Source organism: Sphingobacterium sp. UBA6317 (assembly GCF_002440385.1).
Classification (GTDB): Bacteria; Bacteroidota; Bacteroidia; order Sphingobacteriales; family Sphingobacteriaceae; genus Sphingobacterium; species Sphingobacterium multivorum.
This window is the reverse complement of record NZ_DJTD01000042.1, coordinates 61,784-86,900: the sequence shown is the minus strand read 5'-3', so window position 1 is coordinate 86,900 and position 25,117 is coordinate 61,784. Positions and strand designations below refer to the sequence as shown.

Annotated in this window: 15 protein-coding genes; 13 read left to right on the top strand and 2 right to left on the bottom strand. The window is 42.7% G+C overall.

Features of this window, described 5'->3' with window-relative positions; translation table 11 throughout:
• Positions 1 to 278 precede the first annotated feature (278 nt).
• The 3 genes from B3E92_RS14140 to B3E92_RS14130 are packed head-to-tail and all read left to right on the top strand — an operon-like array spanning position 279 to position 3,143.
• Positions 279 to 1,469, top strand: a complete 1,191-nt coding sequence (locus B3E92_RS14140; RefSeq protein ID WP_286897303.1) for an erythromycin esterase family protein — start codon at positions 279 to 281, stop codon at positions 1,467 to 1,469.
• Between the two features lie 5 nt (positions 1,470 to 1,474).
• The gene (locus B3E92_RS14135; protein WP_286897302.1) at positions 1,475 to 2,380 is read left to right on the top strand and encodes an ABC transporter ATP-binding protein; all 906 of its coding nucleotides are present in this window, start codon (positions 1,475 to 1,477) and stop codon (positions 2,378 to 2,380) included.
• Entirely contained in the window at positions 2,373 to 3,143 is a 771-nt protein-coding gene (locus B3E92_RS14130) for an ABC transporter permease (RefSeq protein ID WP_204990785.1), read from the top strand. Before B3E92_RS14135 ends, B3E92_RS14130 begins: the two co-directional genes overlap by 8 nt.
• Before the next feature lie 30 nt (positions 3,144 to 3,173).
• Here B3E92_RS14130 and B3E92_RS14125 read toward each other — a convergent pair whose 3' ends face one another.
• Positions 3,174 to 5,927: a hybrid sensor histidine kinase/response regulator transcription factor gene (locus B3E92_RS14125; protein ID WP_286897300.1), complete on the bottom strand. Its 2,754-nt coding sequence runs from the start codon at positions 5,925 to 5,927 to the stop codon at positions 3,174 to 3,176.
• Between the two features lie 292 nt (positions 5,928 to 6,219).
• On the opposite strand from B3E92_RS14125, the gene B3E92_RS14120 reads away from it, so the two are divergent.
• The 7 genes from B3E92_RS14120 to B3E92_RS14090 all read left to right on the top strand — a co-directional run bounded on the left by B3E92_RS14120 (position 6,220) and on the right by B3E92_RS14090 (position 18,024).
• Positions 6,220 to 7,542: a sugar porter family MFS transporter gene (locus B3E92_RS14120; protein ID WP_112374298.1), complete on the top strand. Its 1,323-nt coding sequence runs from the start codon at positions 6,220 to 6,222 to the stop codon at positions 7,540 to 7,542.
• A 198-nt stretch (positions 7,543 to 7,740) separates the two neighbouring features.
• On the top strand, positions 7,741 to 8,691 hold the full coding sequence (locus B3E92_RS14115) for a carbohydrate kinase family protein (protein ID WP_286897298.1): 951 nt from the start codon (positions 7,741 to 7,743) through the stop codon (positions 8,689 to 8,691).
• 86 nt (positions 8,692 to 8,777) lie between these two features.
• Positions 8,778 to 11,903, top strand: coding sequence for a SusC/RagA family TonB-linked outer membrane protein (locus B3E92_RS14110; RefSeq protein WP_204990783.1), 3,126 nt, complete (start codon positions 8,778 to 8,780; stop codon positions 11,901 to 11,903).
• 45 nt (positions 11,904 to 11,948) lie between these two features.
• Positions 11,949 to 13,631, top strand: a complete 1,683-nt coding sequence (locus B3E92_RS14105; RefSeq protein ID WP_239468727.1) for a RagB/SusD family nutrient uptake outer membrane protein — start codon at positions 11,949 to 11,951, stop codon at positions 13,629 to 13,631.
• A gap of 43 nt (positions 13,632 to 13,674) precedes the next feature.
• Positions 13,675 to 14,787, top strand: a complete 1,113-nt coding sequence (locus B3E92_RS14100) for a hypothetical protein (protein ID WP_070567410.1) — start codon at positions 13,675 to 13,677, stop codon at positions 14,785 to 14,787.
• A 60-nt stretch (positions 14,788 to 14,847) separates the two neighbouring features.
• Positions 14,848 to 16,452 (top strand): glycoside hydrolase family 32 protein, encoded by a 1,605-nt coding sequence (locus B3E92_RS14095; protein WP_286897295.1) that lies wholly within the window; start codon positions 14,848 to 14,850, stop codon positions 16,450 to 16,452.
• A 66-nt stretch (positions 16,453 to 16,518) separates the two neighbouring features.
• On the top strand, positions 16,519 to 18,024 hold the full coding sequence (locus tag B3E92_RS14090; RefSeq protein WP_286897293.1) for a glycoside hydrolase family 32 protein: 1,506 nt from the start codon (positions 16,519 to 16,521) through the stop codon (positions 18,022 to 18,024).
• Positions 18,025 to 18,086: 62 nt separating this feature from the next.
• On the opposite strand, the gene B3E92_RS14085 is transcribed toward B3E92_RS14090, so the two are convergent.
• Positions 18,087 to 19,235, bottom strand: coding sequence for an alginate lyase family protein (locus tag B3E92_RS14085; protein WP_286897291.1), 1,149 nt, complete (start codon positions 19,233 to 19,235; stop codon positions 18,087 to 18,089).
• Between the two features lie 155 nt (positions 19,236 to 19,390).
• On the opposite strand from B3E92_RS14085, the gene B3E92_RS14080 reads away from it, so the two are divergent.
• From B3E92_RS14080 to B3E92_RS14070, 3 genes are all read left to right on the top strand, one after another.
• Positions 19,391 to 19,990 carry an RNA polymerase sigma-70 factor gene (locus B3E92_RS14080; RefSeq protein WP_053003692.1) on the top strand — a complete coding sequence of 200 codons (600 nt, stop codon included), beginning with the start codon at positions 19,391 to 19,393 and terminating at the stop codon, positions 19,988 to 19,990.
• Between the two features lie 65 nt (positions 19,991 to 20,055).
• A complete protein-coding gene (locus tag B3E92_RS14075) occupies positions 20,056 to 21,327 on the top strand; it encodes a FecR family protein (protein WP_286897289.1) in 1,272 nt (423 codons plus the stop codon).
• 249 nt (positions 21,328 to 21,576) lie between these two features.
• Positions 21,577 to 25,113, top strand: a complete 3,537-nt coding sequence (locus tag B3E92_RS14070; protein WP_286897288.1) for a SusC/RagA family TonB-linked outer membrane protein — start codon at positions 21,577 to 21,579, stop codon at positions 25,111 to 25,113.
• The last annotated feature ends 4 nt before the right edge of the window (positions 25,114 to 25,117 follow it).

The following is a 25,117-nucleotide window of genomic DNA, read 5'->3' as shown; positions in this document are numbered from 1 at the left end:
GCAAGCAAGCAAGCAAGCAAGGCGGTTATGTGATACACTCACTTAACCGCCTTTTTGTAGTTATAGGGCATTTCTAATTTTTTTTGTATAATTTTTTTGTGGAAAAAGAAAAAATGATCATCTTATGTTAAAATGTATTCTACTTTAGCGTGACACGCAGTAGATAGATCAATTATGAATCATATAAGCTGAAATGCATGAGAGGTGTTTTATGTGCACTTGCGATAACTACAGTTTTAATTTTATCGTTTAATAAGCTTGTCTATAATGATACGCCCATGGCGAATCATGCAACATTATTAACCGAAGTGAATCGCCATAAAAAAGAAATCAAAAGTATCTTGATGACCGATAGTAATTTTTCGGATCTACGCTTTTTTGATGCTACGCTAAAAAATAATAGAATTTTGATGTTGGGTGAAATGCTGCACAATGATGGCGAAACTTTCAAAGCGAAAGCCAGACTCATCCGTTATCTGCATGAGCATCTCGATTATGACGTAGTTTTATATGAGGCAGGGCAATATGATATGTGGATGATGAATGCACAGATGGATACCCCTACGAGTCGGTCTCAAGTAAAAACGGTCGGCGGTATCGGTCTATTTGACTTTTGGTGGCAAAATGAGGAAAATCAACTGCTCTTAACTTATTATAAAAATACGAAAACATCCCAGAATCCTATTTCTCTCGGTGGGTTTGATATTCAGTTTTCGGGTAGGGAATTGTCTGATAAGCGGGCGAAATTATTAGAAGATTTCTTAGTCAAAAATGGGATTGATTCAACCAAGTATCCTTTATTGAAAAAAAATAGAAACAAACTGGAATACCTGACATATGAACGTTTTGCCAGCAAGCAGCTCGATGCGGACCAAAAGAAACAGTTTTTAGCAGAATTGGATGCATTGAGCCGTGTGATCAGCAGGGATGTAAAAGACAATGAGCACCTGATCTATAGCCGATACCTGTCCGATATGAGAAATAACTTTGACAAATCTTGGCGCTATAAATCAGGATCAATGCAGAGCATGCATTTTAGGGATTCCCTGATGGCAGAAAATCTATGCTATCAGATCGATTCGCTTTACGCCGGCAAAAAGATTATCGTCTGGTGTGCCAATATCCATAGCTTTTCTGCTCCATACAATAAAGATTATCGGCCGCTTGGGACTTATCTAAAGCGTAAATATGGCGCCCAAGCATATAGCCTGGACTTTACTTCCTATGGACGATACGATAAAACTGGCCGTGTTGTCGATAGAGTGGGTAAGTTGGCGGTGGAAAATGTATTTCATGCTACCAAATCGCCTTATTTCTTTTTAGATCTTCGGGAGTTGTCCAACAATAGTATTTTAAAACAGAATTTTAGTTCAGTCATCAATAAAGGGATTGATGAAGATAGAAGGTGGCACGACTTTATCGACGGCATTTTCTATATCGATATCAATAAAGATCCAATTTACCGGTAACACCAATGGAAAGTATCCTCACAAAACAACTTAGCTTTAAAATAGGCGCGAAAACAATCCTGGATAACATCAGTCTGCAGGTACCAGAAAAGGGTATTTATGGCTATCTCGGGCGAAATGGAGCCGGAAAATCGACAACAATCAAGCTACTTTTAGGTCTTTTGGAGGACCGGACAGATGCGATTTTTATTCAGGGAAATAGTCTTAGGACAAATCGAACACGTATCTATACGAATGTTGGAAACCTGATCGAATCGCCTTGTTATTATACTAAGTTAACCGTTTTTGAAAATTTAAAGTATTTGGATATCATTCATAAAAAAGGGAATAAACGCATTGATGAAGTGTTAGAAATGGTTGATCTTCATCGGGAGAAAAAGAAAAAAACGAATGCTTTGTCTATGGGTATGAAACAGCGGTTAGGGATTGCAATGGCGATATTTCATGATCCCCAATTACTCATTCTGGATGAACCATTAAATGGTCTCGACCCACAGGGTATTGTGGAAATGCGCAACTTGTTTTGTCACCTCAATGAACAGGGTAAAACGATCTTTCTTTCAAGCCATATTTTGAGTGAGCTTGAAAAAATAGCAACACACATTGGTATCATAGAAGGTGGGAAAATGATTTTCCAAGGAACTAAGCATGAGCTGCTGGGGCAGGTTGACCGAGAAGTGTTCTTACGGACATCCAATCCTGCTGCAACAGTTTCTATTTTGCAAAATGCAGGTTTTTCTACCGTTAAGATCGATGGTCAAAATGTTATCGTCAATATAGGGGATGATCAGCAATTTGATTTTATGATCAAATCATTGGTTGAACAGCAGATTGCTATTTATGGGCTGGAATCCCGTGGTGCTGATCTTGAACAAATTTTTATAAACCTAATCGCTCGTGCAAATGGCTAATACATTTTATACTGCTTTTTTGTCTGAAAAGTACAAACTTCTTCGTAACAGGGAAATTTTTGGGGTCTTGATCGCACCTATGCTGCTTATTTTTGCGATTAGCGCTTATATAATCTATGACATTGTCAATTCCGGTGGTGCCAGCGCCATTCCCAATCCCTGGAAAGTCTTATTGGGTCGATATGTATTTCAATTTTTTTATTTACTCTATCCCATTCTTGTCGCTTTGTTCGTATATGCTTGCTGTGATGTGGAGTATAAGAATAACAATTATAAAATACTCTTTACTGTGCCCATCAGTAAATCGAATATTTTCTTTTCCAAAGCGACCTTTATTCTACTAACATTACTTTTTTCAATTCTTTTTGCGTACGCTGCATTTTTGATCAGCGGCTATCTGCTCAGTCTGATTTATCCCGTCCTTGGTTTCCAGAATTACGACTATAGGCAGGTGATTTTTTATACATTTCTGAAGCTTTTCATTACCTTATCAGCTATTGGGATGATCCAGCTGGCTTTAAGTCTATTGTTCCGAAGCTTTATTTACCCGATTGGGGTGGGGATGTTTATGTTGGTGTTTTCAGTGCTGGTGGCGCAAAAAAGCTTTTCGGATTTTATACCCTATACGGGTGCTTATAATGCGGTCATGAACATCCTATCCGAAAATGACTCATTTGCACGGCTCGATTACTGCAACATGGTGATGGTTGTTGTATTTCTATTGATCAGCTTTTATCTATTTAAACGAAAGGGGCAGTTTTAACGTTTCGTTTGTGGATGCCCCACTGATCGGCTATTTTTTGTCAAATTCTTTTTTATAGGCGCTTGGTGACTGTCCATATTTCCTTTTAAAGGCCGACGCGAAGTAAGATGCTGATGAAAAGCCGACACTACTAAATATTTCGTTGATGGTTAGACCCTCAGCCATCAGGCTTTTGGCTTTCTTTAATCTTCGTTCCACAATATACTCATTGACACTGCAGTCGAGCAGCTGTTTCACCTTACGATAGAGCTGAACGCGTGAGAGATGGAGGTCGTTGGCAATCCCGTCGACGCTTAACCGCTGATCCGATAACTTGGATTCGACAATGGCGGAGAGATTGTTTAGGAATCTTCTGTCGCTATCGTTGACCTGTTCGGCTTGAGTACGCTCAAACTGTTCGACGTTGCTGCTATATTTTTCTTTAAGCTGATGACGCGATTGAAGAATATTTGAAATACGTATCCGCAGCAGTTCGGCATTGAATGGCTTAGTAATATAGTCATCGGCCATTAATTTGCTCCCCTCAAGCATGGTCTCCTCGTTGGCAAGTGCACTCAGTAAGATGACGGGAATATGTGCGGTCTGATAAAAGGCTTTGATGTCTTTCAAAATATCCAGTCCGCTTCCATCAGGAAGCATAATATCGGTGATCACCAGGTCTGGAAAATGTGTCTTCATCATACTAGTGGCTTGCTGGGCATCCTTCGCCAGAAACAGGTTGTAATCCTGTTCCAATAACGAGCGGAGATAGTCTCTGATTTCACCATTATCTTCGACGATCATAATGCTCTTCGATTTGTTGGATCGAAAAGAAAGATTGTTGTCTACCACCTTTGCTGTCGTGTCCAGTAGATCTTGTTGATGAAACGATGGTTTTTCTCCACTGTCGAAACCGGCCAGTTCAGCAGGTTCATAATGACCGTTCCCAATTGGCATGCGGAGGGTGAAGATCGATCCATGGCCGGGCTTGCTGCTCACGGTGATCTGGCCATGATGCAGTTCGACGATCTGTTTGCTGTATGCGAGTCCGATTCCGGATCCGTTACGGCTGCCGGCTCCTTGGTAAAAAGGATCAAAAATATGCTCAATATCAACCGGCGCAATTCCCAGACCATTATCCAATACGCGTAGATAAAAATAGTCCTTGAAATTGTTTTCTTCTAGTATAATTTCAATTCTGCCGCTTGCTGAAGTATGTTTGATCGCATTGGATAATAAGTTGGATAGGACCTGTTCCATGAGGTATTCGTCCATCCAAACCTCTTTCAAACTCGTTTTGTTGATATAACTGACCGAGATTCTGTTTTTCTTAAATAGCGGTTTGAAACTACCTATTACCTGCTGGATGAATGGATCGATATAAACGATAGACGCATGTAACCTAATTTTTGATTTACTGATTCGGTGGATATCAATGAGGTCGGTAACCAAACGCTGTAGTTTTTTTGCATTCCGCTTGACGCGCGACAACTGTTCTTTGACTTCTTCTGGCAGGTCTTTTCGTAATTCAAGGTCCTCGATAGGCGTTATAATAAGCGTCAGTGGTGTTTTAAATTCATGTGAGATGTTGGTGAAGAAATTATTCTTGATTTCTGCCGCTTGCTGGATCTGACTATTCATCTCGACGATCTGTTTTTGTTGCGCAAGGATCTCACTATTTTGGATTTCCAGATGTTTGTTCTTTTCCCAGTTGCTCCTGATCACGATAATAGAAATGCCACCAAAGACAACAGCAAGCACCAAGCTAACGACCAGTACATTAAGAACCGACTTTTGACTTTGGTAAATCTTATTCTGTTCCGTAATGAATTCCTGTCTTTTGTCTATATCGAGCTGCTGTTGCTTTATTTTATCCGACTGCAGGGCAAGCAACTCCGCGTTGGTTTTATCGATGACAGAGGTTGCGAGTATATTCTCGCGGCGGTAGTTTTGGTGGTTGATGATAGCCAAGGCCGTTCGAATGGCTTCGGCTCCGCCAGTGGGGTAGAGTATGGAAGCGAACATTTTGCCCTGTATGATCTGTTCAAGGCCATTTCCGGGACCAGGAAGAGCATCAACACCGATTATCTTAATGTCCTTTTTGATCTGGGCTTCGTCCAATGCTTTTTTTACCCCCATGGCCATCTGATCATTGAAGGTGAAGATGATATCACTCTGGATCATTTGGTCTATATGCCTACGCGTTTCCAAATAAGCTTTGTTTTTTTCCCATCCGCCGTGAATGATTCCGCTCGTTCGAATCCCTTTAGCATCTCCAATTTGCTGCATAAAGCCTTTTTCACGTTCTATGGAGGCGGATGTGCCCGATAATCCAGTAACCAGGCCGATCGAACCATTGTTTTGTAAAATGGTGCGGCTATACTGGCCCGCCAGTTTTCCGATAGCAAGATTGTCTGCCCCCACATAGGCATTATATTGGCCTGAGGATGTCTTACGGTCAGTTACGATGACGGGTATATTGCGTTGAAATACCGAATCTACTATAGGGGTAAGGGGCTCGGCCTCATTTGGCGATACAATCAGAAGATCGATATCCTGTTTGACTAATTCCCGAATTTGATTAATCTGGACATTATTGTCGCCATGGGCATCTCGATAAAGAAAGTCAATATCCGGATTGAAGGAAAGTTCCCTTTTCATTTCTTCGAGCATGGTTTGTCGCCAGGCATCATTTCCGATACACTGTGAAAAAGCAATAATCCGCTTTTTCTTCTGGACCATTGGTTGACATCCACAAAAAAGAAGCAGGATCAATATGCCACCATAAATGAAATATTTTCCCATGATTTTTTTCCCTTCAATATCCGAATATACATTATTTAGTTTTTTTAGGGTAACCTCGTCTTTGTTAGTGTATTCTTTACACTGATATGGAAACTTTCAAAAATGTATCATTTTCTAAATTTTCTGTTTAAAAAGTGAAAGTTTTAAAAAGTAATGCTGGTATAAGTTTCAGATTTTTAGTGTTTTAACGTTTTTTAAAAAATGTTACATAAATAAATGTTTTTGCGAAGCTCAAATTTAAGTTAAGATGAAACCAAGGTTAAATTTGGATTAATCAATTATAGATCATAACATGAACAAAAACACGGTACTAGCTTGGTCCTTTGTAGTGGCTTTAGGCGGATTTTTATTTGGATTTGATACAGCGGTTATTTCAGGAGCAGAAAAGGCCGTGCAGGAACACTGGCATTTAAGTGAGTTTCAGCATGGATTGACCATGGCCATTGCATTGATCGGAACAGTTGTTGGAGCAGCGCTGGGTGCACTGCCTTCAGATAAGTTGGGGCGTAAGAATACTTTATTTGCGGTTGCAGCTCTTTACTTTATCTCAGCAATAGGCAGCGCATTGGCGAATGACTGGACGATATTTATTTTATTCCGCTTTTTGGGTGGTATAGGCGTTGGCGTCTCTTCGGTAACTGCACCAATCTATATATCGGAAATATCTCCGGCGGCATCGCGTGGAAAATTGGTCGGACTTTTCCAGTTCAACGTTGTATTGGGGATTCTGATTGCCTATCTGTCCAATTACTTTATCGGTCAGGTAGGGGAGGAGTCCTGGCGTTGGATGTTAGGCGTACAGTGTTTTCCGTCGTTATTATTCTTCGGTCTGATCTTCCTTATTCCGGAAAGTCCAAGATGGTTACTGCTGCACAGGGGTAATTTAGCTGAAGCAAAACGAATTATGAAAAAAATCAACTCGGATGGTTACGAGCTGGAGATTTCAAAAATTCAGGAGTCCAAAAACAATACAGCAGGGGAGGGCAAACTCTTCGTTCGCGAAAATGTCAAACCTATTTTATTGGCCTTTTGTTTTGCGCTGTTCAATCAGGTTTCAGGTATTAACGCAATCATCTATTATGCCCCCCGTGTATTTGAAATGGCCGGTTTGGGCTCACAGAGTTCATTGCTTTCAACAGTTGGGATCGGGGTTGTCAATTTTATCTTTACGTTGCTGGCGATTAATTTCATCGATAAGGTCGGTAGAAGAAAATTAATGTTGGTGGGTTCGATTGGACTGATTGTTTCTTTGGCACTCGTTTCCCATGCTTTTTATACCAATCAAACGACGGGTTTTGCGATCACCATCTATCTGATGAGTTTTATTGCCTTTTTCGCATTCTCGCAAGGCGCTGTGATTTGGGTGTTTATTTCGGAAATTTTTCCGAATGATGTCCGTGCTAAAGGACAGACATTCGGCAGCTTGACACACTGGGTGATGGCGGCAATTATTACCTTTTGTTTTCCTGCATTGACGGAAATGCTCGGCGGGGGCGGTACCTTCTTGATCTTTGCCCTATTTATGGTTTTACAGCTTATCTATGTGCTTAAGTTTATGCCGGAGACAAAAGGGAAGTCACTGGAAGACCTTGGGCATACCATCAATCTACATTAGTCTTTAGCTGGACTAAACGAATAGGCGTCGGAGTAGCCATGGCGCGACTGGCGCCTATCGAAAGCTATTTAATCAATGACATTATGATAGCAAGTCGTGTGTATCTATTGTCAACATTGAACTTAAAGGGAAATATAATAATCAATTCGTTACATGGCTTTTGGCGCTCGGCCGAAGCTTTGTGAAAAAAGAAGAAATATGAAAAACGGAGAAAAATCAATACAGGGTATTTGTTTTGGAGAGGTACTTTGGGACAATCTTCCTACAGGTAAAAAATTGGGCGGTGCACCGTTGAATGTGGCTTATCACCTCAATAAACTGGGCGTTACGACGCGTATGCTAACACGCATAGGGCGTGATGAAAATGGTTATGAACTACGTAAGGTATGTGAGGATCTGGGCATTCCGACCGATTTCTTCCAGTATGATGCGTTGTTACCGACCTCAACCGTAGAGGTTTCGATCGATGCTAAACGCGATGTGCATTACGATATCGTTTATCCGGTAGCTTGGGACAGAATAGCAGTGGATAGTGCTGTTCTGGAAGCAGTTGCAACGGTGGATTTTTTGGTATATGGAAGTCTAGCCTGTCGGGATGAAGTAAGCTTCCAAAGTTTGCTGTTATTGCTTGAAAAAGCCCGCTTTCGGGTGATGGATGTCAACCTGCGTACACCTTATTTTGGTCCTGAAAAAATACATAAGTTGTTGGCATATGCTGATTTTGTGAAAATGAATGCCGAGGAACTGCATGTTATTTCCGACTGGAATGGCGCTACGGAAGCCTATACCGATCAGCAGCGTGTAGACTTGATCATGGCCCGTTTTGCAATTCAGGAGGCAATAGTAACCTATGGTGCAGATGGAGCCGTGTATCATTATAAAAAAGATAATATCAGTTATCATTTCCCGGCCTTGAAAGTTCAGGTAGAAGATACAATCGGAAGTGGTGATTCTTTTTTGGCGGCTTTCCTGACCAAAAGGTTTCAGATGCAGGAAGGTGTTCAGCTGGAGGAAGTACTGGAATTTGCGGCCACCTTAAGTGGATTTGTGACACAGAGCCGGGGGGCTTGTCCTGAATATAACGATGAGGTCATCAATCGATTCCAATGGTTGCATCCGATCTTCAATGGAGCTCAGAAGCAACAGTAGGTAAACTGCTTCTTTGCGAAGCAGTTTATCCGCTATCATAATCAAATAATCAATCTAAATCATTAACCATTTACTTATAACCAATTATGTTTACAAGACAGAAAGCAATGCTGCTCCCGTCTTTGGCACTTTTTTCTGTTGTCGCATTTGCGCAACAGACTGAAATCCGGGGAAGAATTACGGATAGTGGAACAGCAGCACCTGTAGTGGGGGCATCTTTAGTGGTGAAGGGAACCACAATAGCTACCAAGACAAATGAAAAGGGAGAATTTGTCCTCCAGACATCGGGCAATCAGGGCACATTAGAGATAAGTTATGTCGGCTATGCCACGCAGACAATTGCTGTTGCCGGAAGAAAGTTCCTCGATATTCAGCTTACGAGCACCGAAAAAGGGCTGGATGAAGTGGTCGTTACGGGATATCAAACCGAACGGAAGAAGGATTTGACTGGCGCAGTGAGTGTTGTGAATGTTGCTGAGATGATGAAGGCTCCAGAAAATAACCCAATGAAATCCCTGCAAGGAAGGGTAGCCGGTATGACTGTAACTTCGGATGGTAGTCCAAGTGGAGCGGCAACAGTGCGTATGCGCGGAATCAGTTCGATCAATAGTAGTCAGGATCCCTTATATGTCATTGATGGAACCCCCACCCAGGGAGGAATGCACGAACTCAATTCGAATGATATCGAAAGCATTCAGGTTTTAAAGGACGCTTCTTCGGCGAGTATCTATGGCTCGCGTGCAGCCAATGGTGTTATTGTCATCACTACGAAAAAAGGAAAGCTAGGTGCCCCTAAACTTACAGTAGACGCCTACGCCACCAGTACGCATTTTAATAATCGCATGAAAGTGCTCGACGCACAACAATATGGTCGTGCCCTATGGCAGGCAACGATCAACAGCGGTGGCAATCCAAATGGAAACAATATTGGTTATCAGTTTGAATGGAATAACGATGCGAATGGCGTGCCTCAGCTCAATACTGTTTTTGTTTCCAAGTATATTGATCGTGGGCACACCATGTATGCTTCAGATACCGATTGGTTTAAGGAAGTTTCGAAACCAGGACTGCAGCAGTCATACAATGCGACATTGAGCTCCGGAACAGAAAAATCCAGCTCCTTTTTCTCCTTAGGTTATTTGCACAACAATGGCACACTCCGTTACACGGATTTCCAGCGAATATCCGCCCGGATGAATGCTGACTATAAACTGTTTGATGGAAAACTGGTTGTTGGAGAGAATTTTACAGTAAACAACACGGGTGAAGTGCAGGTCCCCGGCGATGTACTTGACCTTTCGTTGAAAGCTTTACCGATTATCCCCGTGCATACGGTAGATGGAATGGGCTGGGGGGGACCAGCATTAGGAATGAACGACCGTCATAATCCCATGCGTGTACTTTACGACAATAGAAATAATAAATACAATTATTGGCGTTTGTTTGGGAATGCCTATGCCGATCTACAGCTGATAAAAGATCTGCATGTTCGAACCAGTTATGGCCTGGATTACAGTAATTTTTACAAACGTAACCTGGAAGTATCCTATCGTTCGGGATTTATGAACAGCAGCCGCAGTGGCGTTAATATGGAGCAGTCTCATGGGATGAAGTGGACTTGGTCCAATACAGCGACTTATCGGAAGGCAATCGACAAACATACAATAGATGTGCTTGCTGGTATCGAAATGAACCGTCAGAATGATATTAATTTTAACGCCTATACCGCTGGTGATGGTGCATTTGCCATAGAAACACCAGAGTATATGTGGCCAGGTGTGAGTACGGGTACAGCGGCAGTAGGAGGTGGCTCTACAGGCTTCTCGCTGCTATCCTATTTTGGAAAGGCCAATTATTCCTATGATGACCGTTATCTGGCTTCTTTCACCGTACGCCACGATGGCTCTTCCCGCTTCGGTAAAAATAACCGCTTTGCCACTTTTCCAGCGGTAACGGCAGGCTGGCGGATCTCTTCTGAACGCTTTATGGCAAGTACAAAAAATTATATTTCTGACCTCAAGTTACGTGTGGGATGGGGGCAGACAGGCAACCAGGGTATTGGTAATCTGGCTACCTATGCCCTGTTCGTCCCCGAATATGGTGTTGCTGATCCAACATGGAATATCGTGGACGGTACAGCATACGATCTATCGGGTGCAGGAACGGGAAAGTTACCATCGGGATACCGCAAAATCCAAACGGAAAATAATGATCTGAAATGGGAAACTACCACGCAGACGAATATAGGCTTGGACTTTTCATTGTTTAATCAAAGTCTCTATGGTTCGATTGACTGGTATGTTAAAGCAACCAAAGATATGTTGATCAATCCAGCCTATATCGGTGTGGTCGGAGAGGGCGGTTACCGTTGGGCGAATGGTGCCTCCATGGAAAATAAAGGTTTGGACATATCGGCCGGATATCGTAATAAAACAACCTTTGGATTGGATTATGATGTAATGGCTGTGTTCTCGACCTATAAAAACAAGGTGACACATTTACCCGAAGCAGTAGAAAACTCCTATGGTGGTCGTCAAGGAGACAATATTATCGGCCGGCCGCTAGGGTCATTTTATGGCTATGTTACCGACGGCATTTTTCAGAATCAGGACGAGGTGGATGCGCACGTCAATCAGACCGGTAAAGGGATAGGGCGTTTACGTTATGTCAACGTCTATGATGCGGACAAGCAGATCACCGATATGGACCGTACATGGATTGGTAGTCCTCATCCTGATTTTTCTTATAGTTTGAACATTGTGCTAAAATATAAAAGCTTTGACCTATCTGCGTACTTTCAGGGGGTACAGGGAATAGATGTTGAAAACTGGCTGAAAAAGCAAACGGACTTTTGGAGTGTGGACGACGTCAATTCCAATAAAGGTGTACGTCTGCTCAATGCCTGGACACCACAAAATCCAACGTCAACGATCCCGGCCTTACAAACAACAAATAACAACGACGAGGGCCGTCTGTCAAATTACTTTATCGAGAATGGATCTTATATGAAGCTCCGGAATTTGTCCCTGGGCTACACTTTGCCAACAGCAACCGCCGCACACCTACGTATGAGCCGATTAAGGATTTATGTAACTGGTCAGAATCTATTTACCGTTAAATCAAAAAATTTCACCGGTGTGGATCCTGAAAATGTAGGTTGGGGTTATCCAATTCCAACCACCTGGACAGCTGGGGTAAATATTGGATTTTAAAATGGGAGCGAAATAAGGCGATACACTTCTAAATAATTTATACGGATGAAAAAAATAACCACTAAAATAGCGATATTCATGGTTCTTGCTGGACTACTTCCAGGATGCACCAAATTTTTAGATCAAACACCCAATGGTGTACTGAGCTCCGATCAGGTTAAGGAGCCTGAACGATTATTGACAGCTACCTATGCGGCATTGAGTAACGATCATTATGATGTCCCTTTTAGCTTATGGCCCTATGGTACGGTTCGGTCGGACGATGCTTATAAAGGCGGATCGGGACCACAGGATATCCAGACCTTTCATTTCCTGGAGGTCTCCAATAACATTACAACCAATTTTGCAGAGTTGGATAAATTGTGGTTTCAGTTGTACGTTGCGATTTCGCGTGCCAATACCACGATCAAGACCATACAGGAGATGGATAATTTCGATGGGAAGGAAGAAAAGCTGGGTGAAGCACGCTTTCTACGCGGTCATTTTTACTTTATGCTCAAGATCCTTTTCAAATATGTGCCTTATATTGATGAAAATGTCGCGGTAGACAGCTATGAAACCGTATCGAATAGGGCCTTGAGCAACGATGCGCTATGGCAAAAGATTGTGGATGATTTTCAGTATGCTGTAGATCATCTCCCGGCTGTACAAACGGAGGTCGGGCGTGCCAACCGTGTTGCTGCTGCGGCATATCTTGCCAAAACCTATCTCTATAAGGGATACCGTCAGGACAATGCCGAACGTAATGTGGTGACGGGCATCGATGCCGGAGATTTGGAAAAGGTTGTACAAAATACGGATGTTGTACTTTCATCCAATCATACGCTGGAAACCGACTTTGCTTTTAATTTCTTGCCGGGCAAATATGAAAATGGGACCGAAGCCCTGTTTTCAGTTCAGTTTTCAAAAGATGACGGCACAAAATTTGGGCGTGTTAATTTTTCTGATGTGCTATCAGTACCTATGGGCGTAGGTTGTTGTGATTTCAATAAACCGAGTCAAAGCCTTGTCAACGCGTTTCGCACAACGGGTAAAGGTCTACCACTGGATAACTACAATGCGTTGAATAGCTTTAATACCTCAGAAAAGTACGATCCACGGTTATTTCATACGGTTGCAATTCCGGGCTTACCGTACAAGTATAGTAGCAAAAGAACGTATGAAGAAAGCTGGAACCGTAACCCGGCAGAATATTCGGTTTACGCCTCATTGAAAGAGAATGTAGATCCCGATTGCGATTGTTTTGTCCCGATGGTACCTTTCTATGCCAATACAAAAAATCGAATTGTATTGCGCTTTGCCGATGTGCTGTTGATGCGGGCAGAAGCGCTTATCGAGCTGCATCGTTCGGCTGAAGCACTGCCATTGATAAACCAAGTACGTACGCGGGCAAAAAATAGCACTGCACTTACGGGCTATGCAAATGATAAAACCCTGATCGAAACGTACAAAAATGGAGATAATATTGTATGGAACGAAGAAAATGCCCGGAAGGCGTTACGTTGGGAAAGACGATTGGAGCTTGCGATGGAAAACGGAAGGTTCTTTGATCTTGTACGCTGGGGAATTGCAGACCAGGCCATGAATGCCTATTATGATGCGGAAAAGTCACGTCGATCTTATTATTCTTCGGCACATTTTACTGCAGATAGGAACGAATACTTGCCGATTCCTGAAGCACAGATCAGATTAAGTAAATATCTGTACAAACAAAATCCAGGCTATTAAATAAGCATTTATTGTTGAACGATTAGCATAACCAATTATTCCAATGCACACATTAAAAAATACGATAAAAGTAGGGATTACTATCCTGCTTATCTGGCTTATTGCTGCCTGCAAGCGTGATGCCGATAGCACACTCAATTTGAACGCAGATGTAGAGGTACTTTCCTTCAAGGTCGGTAATACCGCTGGAAAAATAGATCCGGCAAAAGGTACCATTCTTGTCATGGTTCCTGAAGGCACAGATCTTTCAGCGGTGGCTCCGACGATTGAATTGCCCAATAACGCCAAGGTTTCTCCAGCTTCAGGTATCGCCCAGAACTTTTCATTTTCTGGAACAACACCAATTACTTACCGCGTGTTTAATGGAAATCTATTCAACACCTATCAAGTAACCGTCAAAGAAATCAAAGCGGAAATAACGGCATTCCATATCGGAGAAAAAGCTGGAATCATCGATCAGAAAAATAAAAGCATTAAAATTTACCTACCCCTGGGGACAGACCTGAAGAACTTATCACCTGCGATAGAATTTACAGCTGGCGCGAGCATAACGCCCAATCAGAGTGGCCCCGTGGATTTAAGTTCTCCGATAAAATACAGCCTTGCGTATATGGGGCAGACGTTCCAGTATACGGTAACAGCGATTTTGGGCACGGAACCCAAACAGATCCTGATGATTTATAATGGCGAAACAAGCGTTCCACATTTCGACGGGTTAGGGGTGAGCGCCGTAGATTCACCTTATCCCAACCCGAAAACTACGGGAATTAATGCAACACCGTTCTGTGCGTCTTTTGTCCGGGATAATAAAACGGGCGAAGGCTGGCATGGTGGTGCGCTGTGGAATGCAAATAAAGTGACTATCAATCCGGCAGAATATGGCCGTTTTTCCATTATGATATTGAAGGATGTAGCGGGAGATGTACAATTGGAGATTCAATCGGATGGTGAACAGCAAAAAGATTGGTTGCGGGCTAATTATGCAAAGGAGCACGTTGGGGAGTGGCAAGAGTTGGTTTTTCAGATTCCTGCTGGAAGAAAGGCTATCATCAACAATATACTTGTGATGCCGCATGAGCATCCTAATGGACAGCCCGTGGCATTTCCTACCCAACGGATGTACTGGGACGAATTGAAAGCATTACCTAAAGAATGATCGAATACAAATAAAACAAGCGATGATAGATTATAAGGGATTAATAGAAAGATTTAAATCATGAGACCAAAAATGTATTTGCTTCCGACAGTATTCTTGCTCAGCTTGTTGACAAGTTGCAAGAATAGCGACGAGCGTTCGACAGTGGTAGATAAGCCCATAACAATACAACCTGTGGACAGTTCTACGGCTTGTATTTCGGGGCAGGCGGCTGGCCCATATCAACGATTCTATAGGCCTCAGCAGGGGTTTGTGGGCGATCCCATGCCTTATTACAATGCCAGCGATAAAAAGTTCTACTTGTTTTATCTCTATGAGAACGCCAACAGGCACCCGATTTATAGCACGCGAACAAGTGACTTTGGAACATTTGAGGGCTATACCGAAGTATTGTCATCGGGCGCTGTGGGGAGTCAGGATGAATGGATCGGAACAGGAAGTTTTATCAAAAAAGGAACAGTGTATTACTGTTTCTATACAGGTCATAACAGTGTTTTTACTCCAGCAGAAAAGATCATGTTGGCTACCTCCACTGATTTAATGAATTGGACCAAGCAACCAGCTATGGCACTGCAGGCTGCGGTGGGCTATGATCGAAATAATTTTCGGGATCCGCACGTTTATTGGGATGAAGGCCGTAATGCCTACGTGATGCTAGTCACGACGCGAAAAGACGGAAAAGGAATCCTTGCACGTTATCAGTCAACCGATTTAAGCAGTTGGTCGATGATTGAACCGCTCGTTGCGACGACAGGGACAGTGGAAAAATATGGCATCGAAACAGATGCTGAACTATTGGAATGCCCGGATCTATTTAAAATGGGCAATAAGTGGTATCTGTTGTTTTCGCGGATCAACCGGGATGAACATCGCAAGACATTTTATCGTATTGCGGATTCTCCGGATGGTCCCTGGATGATCTGTCGGGATGCCGAAGGACATCATGAAACCTTTGATGGACTTTATCTCTATGCTGGCAAGACGGCTAGCGATGGTACAACACGTTATCTTTCGGGTTGGTGTTCAACGGGACAAACCGTCAATAATAACAACGAACTGCCCTGGGCTGGAAATCTAATTTCCCATCAGTTGGTTCAGGGAACGTCAGGACAGTTGTATCCTAAAATTCCGGAGGCCCTAAACAGCAAATTAAATAAAGAAGTCGCCTTTGAAAAACTGAGCAGCGTTGGTCAAGTTTCTGAGTCGAATAAAACCTATCGTTTGTCAGCTCAATCAGGGGGAAGAAGCTATGCGCTGTTTAACCGAAATACGTCGACCGTAAAAATGACAATGACTATTGATGCTTCGCAATCCAATCAATTTGGTTTTTCATTTGGAGCATGTGATGATCCTACCGAAGTGTATAGCATTGCTTTTGACCTGACTTCATCCAATCGTTGGAATATGCCGGCCCTGCTTATGAATAAGGAGGCTCGAAATGGTGGCGGAAGTAAAACAGCACTCAATTTTACACCACTCACCGTACCGACCAATCGGATTTTTAATCTGAAAATTAGTATTGAAAAGTCTATCTGTGTCGTGTATGTGAATGATCGTGTTGCTTTTACCAACCGGATCTATAAAATGGATCAAAATCCATGGACTATTTTTGTGGATCAGGGAACTGTTACAGTGAATGGGTTGAAAGTTGAAAAATCTTCCTGATAATTTATAAGATATTTGCTTATTGAAGCGAACAATAATCGGATTATAAACGTAAACAAAAGAAAAATGATAAGATTAAAAAAATACGGACTTACGATGTTCTTGCTAAGTATTGTCGGTACAAGTCTGGCCCAGATGGGACAGCAAAAACAACGGGATGCTGAAGAAAAATATCGCCCACTTTACCATTTTACTCCACAGCAGGGCTGGATGAACGACCCCAATGGGCTGGTCTATTTGAACGGTAATTATCATCTTTTTTTTCAGCATAATCCCGAAAAGCCCGTTTGGGGACCAATGCATTGGGGCCATGCGATCAGTAAAGATTTGATCCATTGGGACGAGCAGAAGATCGCATTGTACCCCGACAGTTTGGGAACTATTTTCTCAGGTAGCGCTGTGATCGATAAAGACAACACCGCAGGGTTTGGGAAAGATGCTATGGTCGCCATTTTTACCCATCACAATCATCAGGAAGAGGATCGGAAAACGGGATTGCATCAAAATCAAAGTTTGGCTTATAGTTTAGATAAGGGTCTTACCTGGACAAAATATAAAGGCAATCCAGTATTACCAAACCCTGGCATATGGGATTTCAGGGATCCAAAGGTGATGTGGCATGCGCATAGCCAACGTTGGATTATGACCTTAGCTACAAAAGATTGTATTACTTTCTATTCTTCCAAAGATTTGAAAACATGGCAGAAGGAAAGTGAGTTTGGTAAAGAGGTGGGAGCCCATGGAGGCGTCTGGGAATGCCCCGATCTTATTCCCATGGACTACAAAGGAGTTACAAAGTGGGTCTTGTTGGTCAGTATCAATCCAGGTGGGCCCAACGGTGGTTCCGTAACACAATATTTTGTGGGTGACTTTGATGGACATCAGTTCCACACAGAAGATACCAAAATAAAGTGGCTGGATTGGGGACCCGATAATTATGCCGGTGTAACTTGGAGCAACCTGGGGGATAGGCACCTGATGATTGGCTGGATGAGCAACTGGCAATATGCCAATGTGGTTCCTACCACAAAATGGCGCTCCTCCTCAACCATACCACGTGTTTTATCGTTGGATAAAATTGGACAGTCGTTCTACGTTGCAAGTACTGCGCCCAAAGAAATTGAAACTGCATTTCGACCGCTTAAAAAGTACCATGGCGGCGGAACGAAGGAAGTTTCGTTCGAGCAACATCTCCCGCAAGCGTACCGTTTGGACCTCAAAGATTTGAAGCAACAGTCTTTCAAAGTGATCTTATCAAATGAATCTGGTGACGAATTGGTTATTGGTTATCGTGAAGATCAAAATGCCTATTATATTGATCGTTCTAAGTCCGGGGAAGTGTCGTTTAACGAGGAATTCCCAAAGATAGCTTCAGCACAACGCCTGCTGAATAACGGAACACTCTCTTTCAGCTTGTATGTTGATGTGAGCTCTGTAGAGCTTTTTGCAGATGGGGGACTAACGGTAATGACTAGTTTATTTTTTCCGAACAGACCGATAACCAAGGTGCGTATCGTGGGGAATAAAAAGCTGGAGTTTCAAGAGCTCGGTATTGCTGGATTTAAGAGATAGAACCCCAATTTACACGATTAAAGCGATCCTCGTTTTCACGAAGGATCGCTTTATGGTTTATACTATTCTATATTATTGGCCTGATTCAAGTATACCGGCATTAATGTCGGGAAAGTCCAGGCAAAATGATTCTTTTTGTAGATAATTGGACGGTAAATCGAGAGATACGAATCATATTCAGCCGTCTGATAAATATCCTTCATGGCTTCAAGTAGGTTGGAAGGCCAGACGCCTACCGTTATGTTGTGAATGTCTACGTCAGGATTTTTAAACCAGGGCCATGCTGTAGGATGTTGATTGTAATAATATAAGTAATCTAGGGCCTTTTTGATCGATTTCCCATCCTTCGTGGCTGCAAACAGGTTCTCGCCCGTCACCTGACGTATACACCACATGGAGGCTGTTAATGGGGCCAACGAGAAATAGGTGTACCATAAACCTTTTTCTCCTCGTTTTACTTCCTCAATGAGGTGACCATCCGCTGCGATTTTTTCAAAAAGATCGCCTTTAATCAATGATATGGTGAAGGCGAGCTCTTTTGGGTCATCAAGAAAATTGGCCGAAAGCAAATTTGCAAACCTTGCCCAATCAGCAATATTATTTGGCCTTTCACGTAAGAAATGTGTCGCTTTTTGATAGACGCTGATCGTCCAGCTTTTAAAGTGATTAAGATCGTTTTCTGCCCAGAGCGGATCGTTTTTGAGCAGCTCTGCTGCAATCATTAATCCGGCACCAGCATAAGAAAGTACAACTGGTCCGTCAAACTGGGAATATTTTTTATTGATGGTGGCCCAAGCATTCATGAAGTAAAGGGCTTTTTGGGCATATTTCTGCTCCCCGTTCAACGTATAGGCGAGGGCCGTACAATAGGCGGCAAAAGCGTCTGTGTGGAGTTTTTTTGCCATGGCACGTTGGCCTTCTTTATCGCTATAAAAGCCAGGGACGCTAAAATCTTCGACAGCATGATGATTGGTCAATAAAAGAGAATCGGCCAGCGTAATCAATTGCTTGTACGCCGTATATACCGGTTCGGATTTTTTGCTGATCTGCGATTTTACAAACTTAATCTGTGCATTCGGGTGCATAAGAGATTGGGCATGGCAGGGAGAAGAAGCCGTAAAAAAATAGATCAGAATCAAGGTTGACCCTATTTTAATACATTGAGCTGTCGAACGGCTGAGCTTCCGAAAATAATATCTAAAATTTTGCATGTTTTAAATGGATACGTTTATCAATTGATTGCGCAGCTATGGGGGGATTAGCTCCTGCAAATTAAGAAAAAAATACAATAAGTTTACTGGGCTTCAGAAATTTGATTTGAATTATTGCAGCGAAGTAATTAACTTCATGCCTAGAATAATCAATTATGGACATCGATCAAAATCTGCCTGAGAAGGAACTCTTGTGCCAACTTCACTATGGAGATATCCAGGCCTTTGATATTTTGTACCATCGCTATAGCCAGATTATTTACGCCAATATTCTTAGGTTTTTGAAAGATGAAACTATCGCTGAAGATTTACTTCAGGATGTTTTTCTACGTATTTGGGAAAATAGAACAAAAATAAATCCTGAACAATCTTTCGCCGCATTTCTGTTTACCTGTTCACGTAATATTACGTTTAATTTCAAACGAAGGTTGAAATTGGAAATGGAATCCGAGATCCAGCTCGCCTATGGGGTAGTGGAATCCGAGAATACCATTGATAAAGTGCTGGATTCAAAGGAAGCCTTGGTCCTGGTCGAGGAATTACTGAGCAAATTGCCCAAACAACGCCAAAAAATATTCAGGCTGTCCAAGCTGGAGGGTAAAAGTTATCAAGAGATCGCCGAAGAAATGGGGATTTCCATTGCGACAGTTCGCGACCATATTGTCAAAGCAAATAAGTTTATCCGAAGTGGCGCATTGCAGGATAGTGGATTTTCATCATTGTTATTGGCATTGCTTCTCTATTCGGCTAAATAAAAAAAAAATTTTTTAGAGCAGACCTTTATTTCATGCTGTGTGTATTTACTTTAAAATACAGCTCAGTGGAGACCAATAAATCTAAAATAGGCCAATTACTTCAAAAATATCAAGAAGGGAACTGTTCGCTTGAGGAGATCGAATGGCTACAGCAAGCGCTTTCTACTACTGACACCAGTGAGCAGGATGCGATCGATCAGGCGCTAGTCGCTAGTTTACTACGGCCTTCGTCTGTTGGTAAAATGGAGGAATCGAGATTGAAAATAATACTCGAAACCATCAAAAAACAAATCCAGCAAGGAAAAGAAGATAACGATAACTTATTGGAAAAAGGAGGGGAAGATCGTATGCCGATCCAGAAGAAAACCATTATCTCCATACGATGGCCCTATTGGGCTGCAGCGGCCTGTCTATTGCTCTTTGTTTTTTCAGTAATATTTTGGCAACAGCAGACGAGTCATACCCTGGCGGACAGGAATCTCGCTAGACTGGAAGATACAAAGGATGATGCTGTACAGCCTGGCGGAAACAGTGCCATTCTTCGCTTGGCAGATGGTACAGTTTTGGAACTCGATAAGCAGGCTTCGGGGATTGTCATGGGGGAAAATATCACCTACGAAAATGGGCAATCTATCGCTGATGCCTTAAGTAAACAAGGCCAGCAAATGGATCCAAGCAAGGCGATGTTGGAGTTGACCACACCGCTGGGGGGGATGTATCAAATTACTTTACCTGATGGAACAAAAGTATGGCTTAATGCGGCCTCTTCGCTAAAATATCCGATGGCCTTTGCCAAAAATGAACGAAAAGTTATCCTGTTGGGAGAGGCCTTTTTCGAGGTGACCAAAGATAGCTCGAGACCTTTCAAAATACACAGTAAAGGGCAGGAAATTGAGGTGCTTGGGACAACATTCAATGTGAATGCTTATCCGGAAAATACGGCTATTAAGACAACTTTAATCACAGGGAAGGTCAAATTATCAAACGATAATCGCGCTTCACAGGCAATATACCTTCAACCCGGTCAGCAATCGACTAATACTAATAATGGAAATATACAAGTTGCAAATGTAGATACAGCGCCGTTCACTGCCTGGAAAGATGGCTTGTTTTATTTTGACGAAACACCGGTGTCGGATGCATTGCAGCAGATTGGTCGCTGGTATAATGTAGAAGTGAGGTACAAGGGCGAAGTGCCACAAACGCATTTCTATGGTCGTATCAAACGAAACAAGTCACTCCGTGACGTACTCGATGTATTGGAAGAAGGTGGGTTGCATTTTGAGTTGAGTAAAGGTCAGGAAAAAAATATCTTATTGGTGACACCATTGCAATAAAACCTTAAATATTGATGAAAAAAGAAATGACTATAGACTCTTCTTGAGCTGGAGAAAGGTATAAGCAACACAAAAAGGGCAGTGCTGGGGGGCACTGCCTTAAATTGGATGCATATACTTACAAGTGTTGCCCAAAGGCAAATTTTTGATAACCATTTATAAATAACATACAAACCGTACAAACATATGATTTTTTATCCATTTGTTAGGCTACACCCGTGGAGTTTAACTTTACGAAGTATACTGATTATGAAATTAATCGTACTCATTTCTTTACTGACTGCAATGCAGCTGTTTGCAGAAGGAAATGCGCAAACCATAAACTTAACCGCTAAGCACGTCACCTTAAATCAGGTGATGCGCGATCTCCAAAAGCAGAGTGGCGTCAATTTTTTCTTAAATGGCAAGTCGCTGGCACAGACTCGCTTGTCAGTCAATATACAGCATGCCAAATTGGAAGATGCATTAAATGCTATCGTAGCACCTCTGGATCTGGAATGGATCAAAAAAGATGAGGTGATCGTGATAAAACCCAAAAGAAATCCATTAATTCCCGAACACAAAGAAGTCCTGCAGCGGGGCATTGCCGGTAAAGTCGTTAATGGCAAAGGACAGGCCCTGGTAGGAACGACCGTTACCGTGAAAGGAACCAATATCTCCACGGTGACAGATCAAGATGGGAAATTTACCATCCAGTTACCAACTACCAATGCAACCTTGGTAGTTTCAAACGTCGGTTACCAAGGTCTAGAAAAGAGTGTCACCGGCAATGAAGAATTGAGTATTGTGCTTCAAGAGCTTGTCAGTGGTCTAGACGAGGTGGTTGTTGTCGGGTACGGAAGTCAGAAACGCGCAAATGTGATTGGTGCTGTATCGACCGTGAACGGAAGTTCGGTGGAAAACAGATCAACGGCTACACTTAGCTCTTCTCTGGCCGGACTTGCGGCGGGGGTTAACGTACAGACCACAACCGGAAAACCGGGGGCAGATGGCGCTAATATCCTGATCCGGGGAAAGGGAACTTTAAACAATACCTCACCCTTGGTGGTGATCGATGGTATTGTCGGATCCATGGATGCTGTCAATCCCAATGATGTAGAATCGATTTCCATTTTGAAAGATGCGGCAACAGCGGCAATTTATGGATCATTGGGTTCAAATGGAGTTATTTTAATTACGACAAAAAAAGGATCAAAGGGAAAAAATAATGTATCCTATTCGGGAATGGTTTCGATGCTACGGCCCAATAATGTACCCGAATTTATTACCGACTACGCGCAGCATATGCGCCTTGTGAATGAAGGGTTCAAGAATCTGGGGCAGGCGGCCGTATATACGGATGCAACAATCAATCTCTGGGAAGAAGCGAAGAAAAATCCGAATGGATTGACCGAATTTGGGATTCCCAATGGAGTTGCGTATCCCAATACCAATTGGGGAGATGTGCTTTTTGGACAACGCAAACTCTTACAAAATCACAATCTATCCTTAAATGGTGGGAGTGAGAACACGCAATACCTCTTTTCAGTAGGTTATTTCAACAACCCGGGGACCATGCCCGAAACTGGAGCCGACAAGATACGCATGCGTATTAATCTACAATCGAAAGTTGCCAAGTTTTTAACGGTGGGTACCCAGACCTTTGGCGATATGCAGAATTTGAGTGTGGCCGATGTAGTAACTGCATATTCTTACCTGACACAGACTGTGCCCGGAGTTTATCCTTATTACAATGGCGCTTATGGTTTTCCGGCTGCCGCCGAAGAATCGGCAACCGCAAACAATGCCCTAGCTTTTCTAAATGGAATGGGAGGGAAGAACCAGGTCAACCGATTCAACACCACAATATTTGCAAAGTTAAATTTAATGAAGGGGTTGGAGTTTGAATCTAAGGTAAATTACAATTATGCGTATACCGAAACCAACTCCCATCAGGTGCCTTATGAAAAATGGAATTTTGCAACCAACAAATTGAGTACAGCTGCGCTTTCGTCGGGACAAATTACAACCCAATATGGCCTTACCAAGAGCTACAATGTGATTATTGATAATGTATTACGTTATTCAGGATCTTTTGGTAAACACGACGTTGGCGGTATCTTGGGCTATAACGAACAGTATTTTAACCAATATAATATAGGGGCGGCTAAACTGGGACTTGTACACCCCGACTTGACGACATTTAATTCGGCAACAACAATGAGTTCTATCACAGGTGATGAGCTCGACTACGGTTTACGTTCCTTTTTTGGTCGCGCCAATTATGCTTACGATAATAAATACCTGGCCGAAGCGGTGTTACGGTACGATGGATCATCACGCTTTGGAACCGCCAAGCGCTGGGGCTTCTTTCCGGCCTTCTCCGCAGGATGGCGTATTTCGGAGGAATCGTTTATGCGTCCACTTAAGTCTTTTCTGAATGATTTGCGGATAAGGGCCTCCTGGGGGAAAACCGGAAATAATGCATCCCCGGGTAATTATGATCATCTGCCCTCGTACGGTACTGTAAACTATTCATTCAATAACCAGGCTGTTCGTGGTTTGGCGCAGACTAAACTAGGAAATGACCTGTTGCATTGGGAAACCACCACTACGACAAATGTAGGCTTTACAGCGACAGCATGGAGAAATAAATTGACCGTCGAATTTGATGCCTATCGCGCTTACACGGATGGAATACTATACGTCCCGACTATTCCGGCGACCACAGGTACCGCTACAGCAGCGACGATGAACATTGCCGAAGTGAGCAAACGAGGGCTTGAATTGACGCTGGGATACCAAGATAAAATCAACGATTTTAAATATGGCGTATCAGCCAACTTCGCCTATAATACCAATCGTGTCGAAAAATATAAAGGAGCATTGTCGGAGGGGTATGTCACTGATGCCGCCGGTAATCGGGTTTACCAGTCCAATATCGGTATGGTTTCTAATGGAGTAAACCAACGGATTCTGGAAGGCCACGAAATCAATGAATTCTATTTATACAACGTATACCGTGGCTCAGGAAGCCACTTCTTAGCGGATGGCTCCGTTGATAAAAATGGTGGACCTCGCGACGGAATGATCCGGACAGAACAGGATATGGAATGGTTGAAGGCTATGGTCGCTGCAGGCTATTCATTTCAGCCCGCCGACGGGATAGATCCTACCAAGATCTGGTATGGCGACTTGATTTATTCGGATATGAACGGTGACGGTGTTTATGGAAATGTCTATGACCAAAAGTTTATGCGCAAAAGGGCAACACCAGCATTCAATTATGGTCTTAGTATCAACATGGCCTATAAAGGATTTGATGCGTCCATGATCTGGTCCGCTTCTTCAGGTATGTCGTATTATTGGAATGAACTTTATCTCAATTCCTCTATCGTCGCACAGGGGAAATCAGTCCCGGCATTGGTCGCTAACAACCATTATTATTATAATGCCGCGAATCCTTCGGATCCCAACAATCGGATAGATGGCTATTATCCACGCTTAAAAGGGGTGACCGATGCACAGAATGGACGTACCAGCGATTATTATTTGTATAATGCGTCTTTTGTGAAGCTGAGAAATCTTCAGTTAGGCTACACCCTTCCTGAAAGCATAGCAAAACGTTTCTCAATCGCTAAACTTCGGATTTATTTAGCTGGTGAAAACCTGTTGACATGGACCAAGTTCCCTGGACTGGATCCGGAAATTGGACCTGCGAGCAATGATCCTTCGCTGATCAACTCGTCTGTCGTCAACTACCCAACGATGCGTCAATATTCATTGGGTTTGAATCTAACCTTTTAATCTA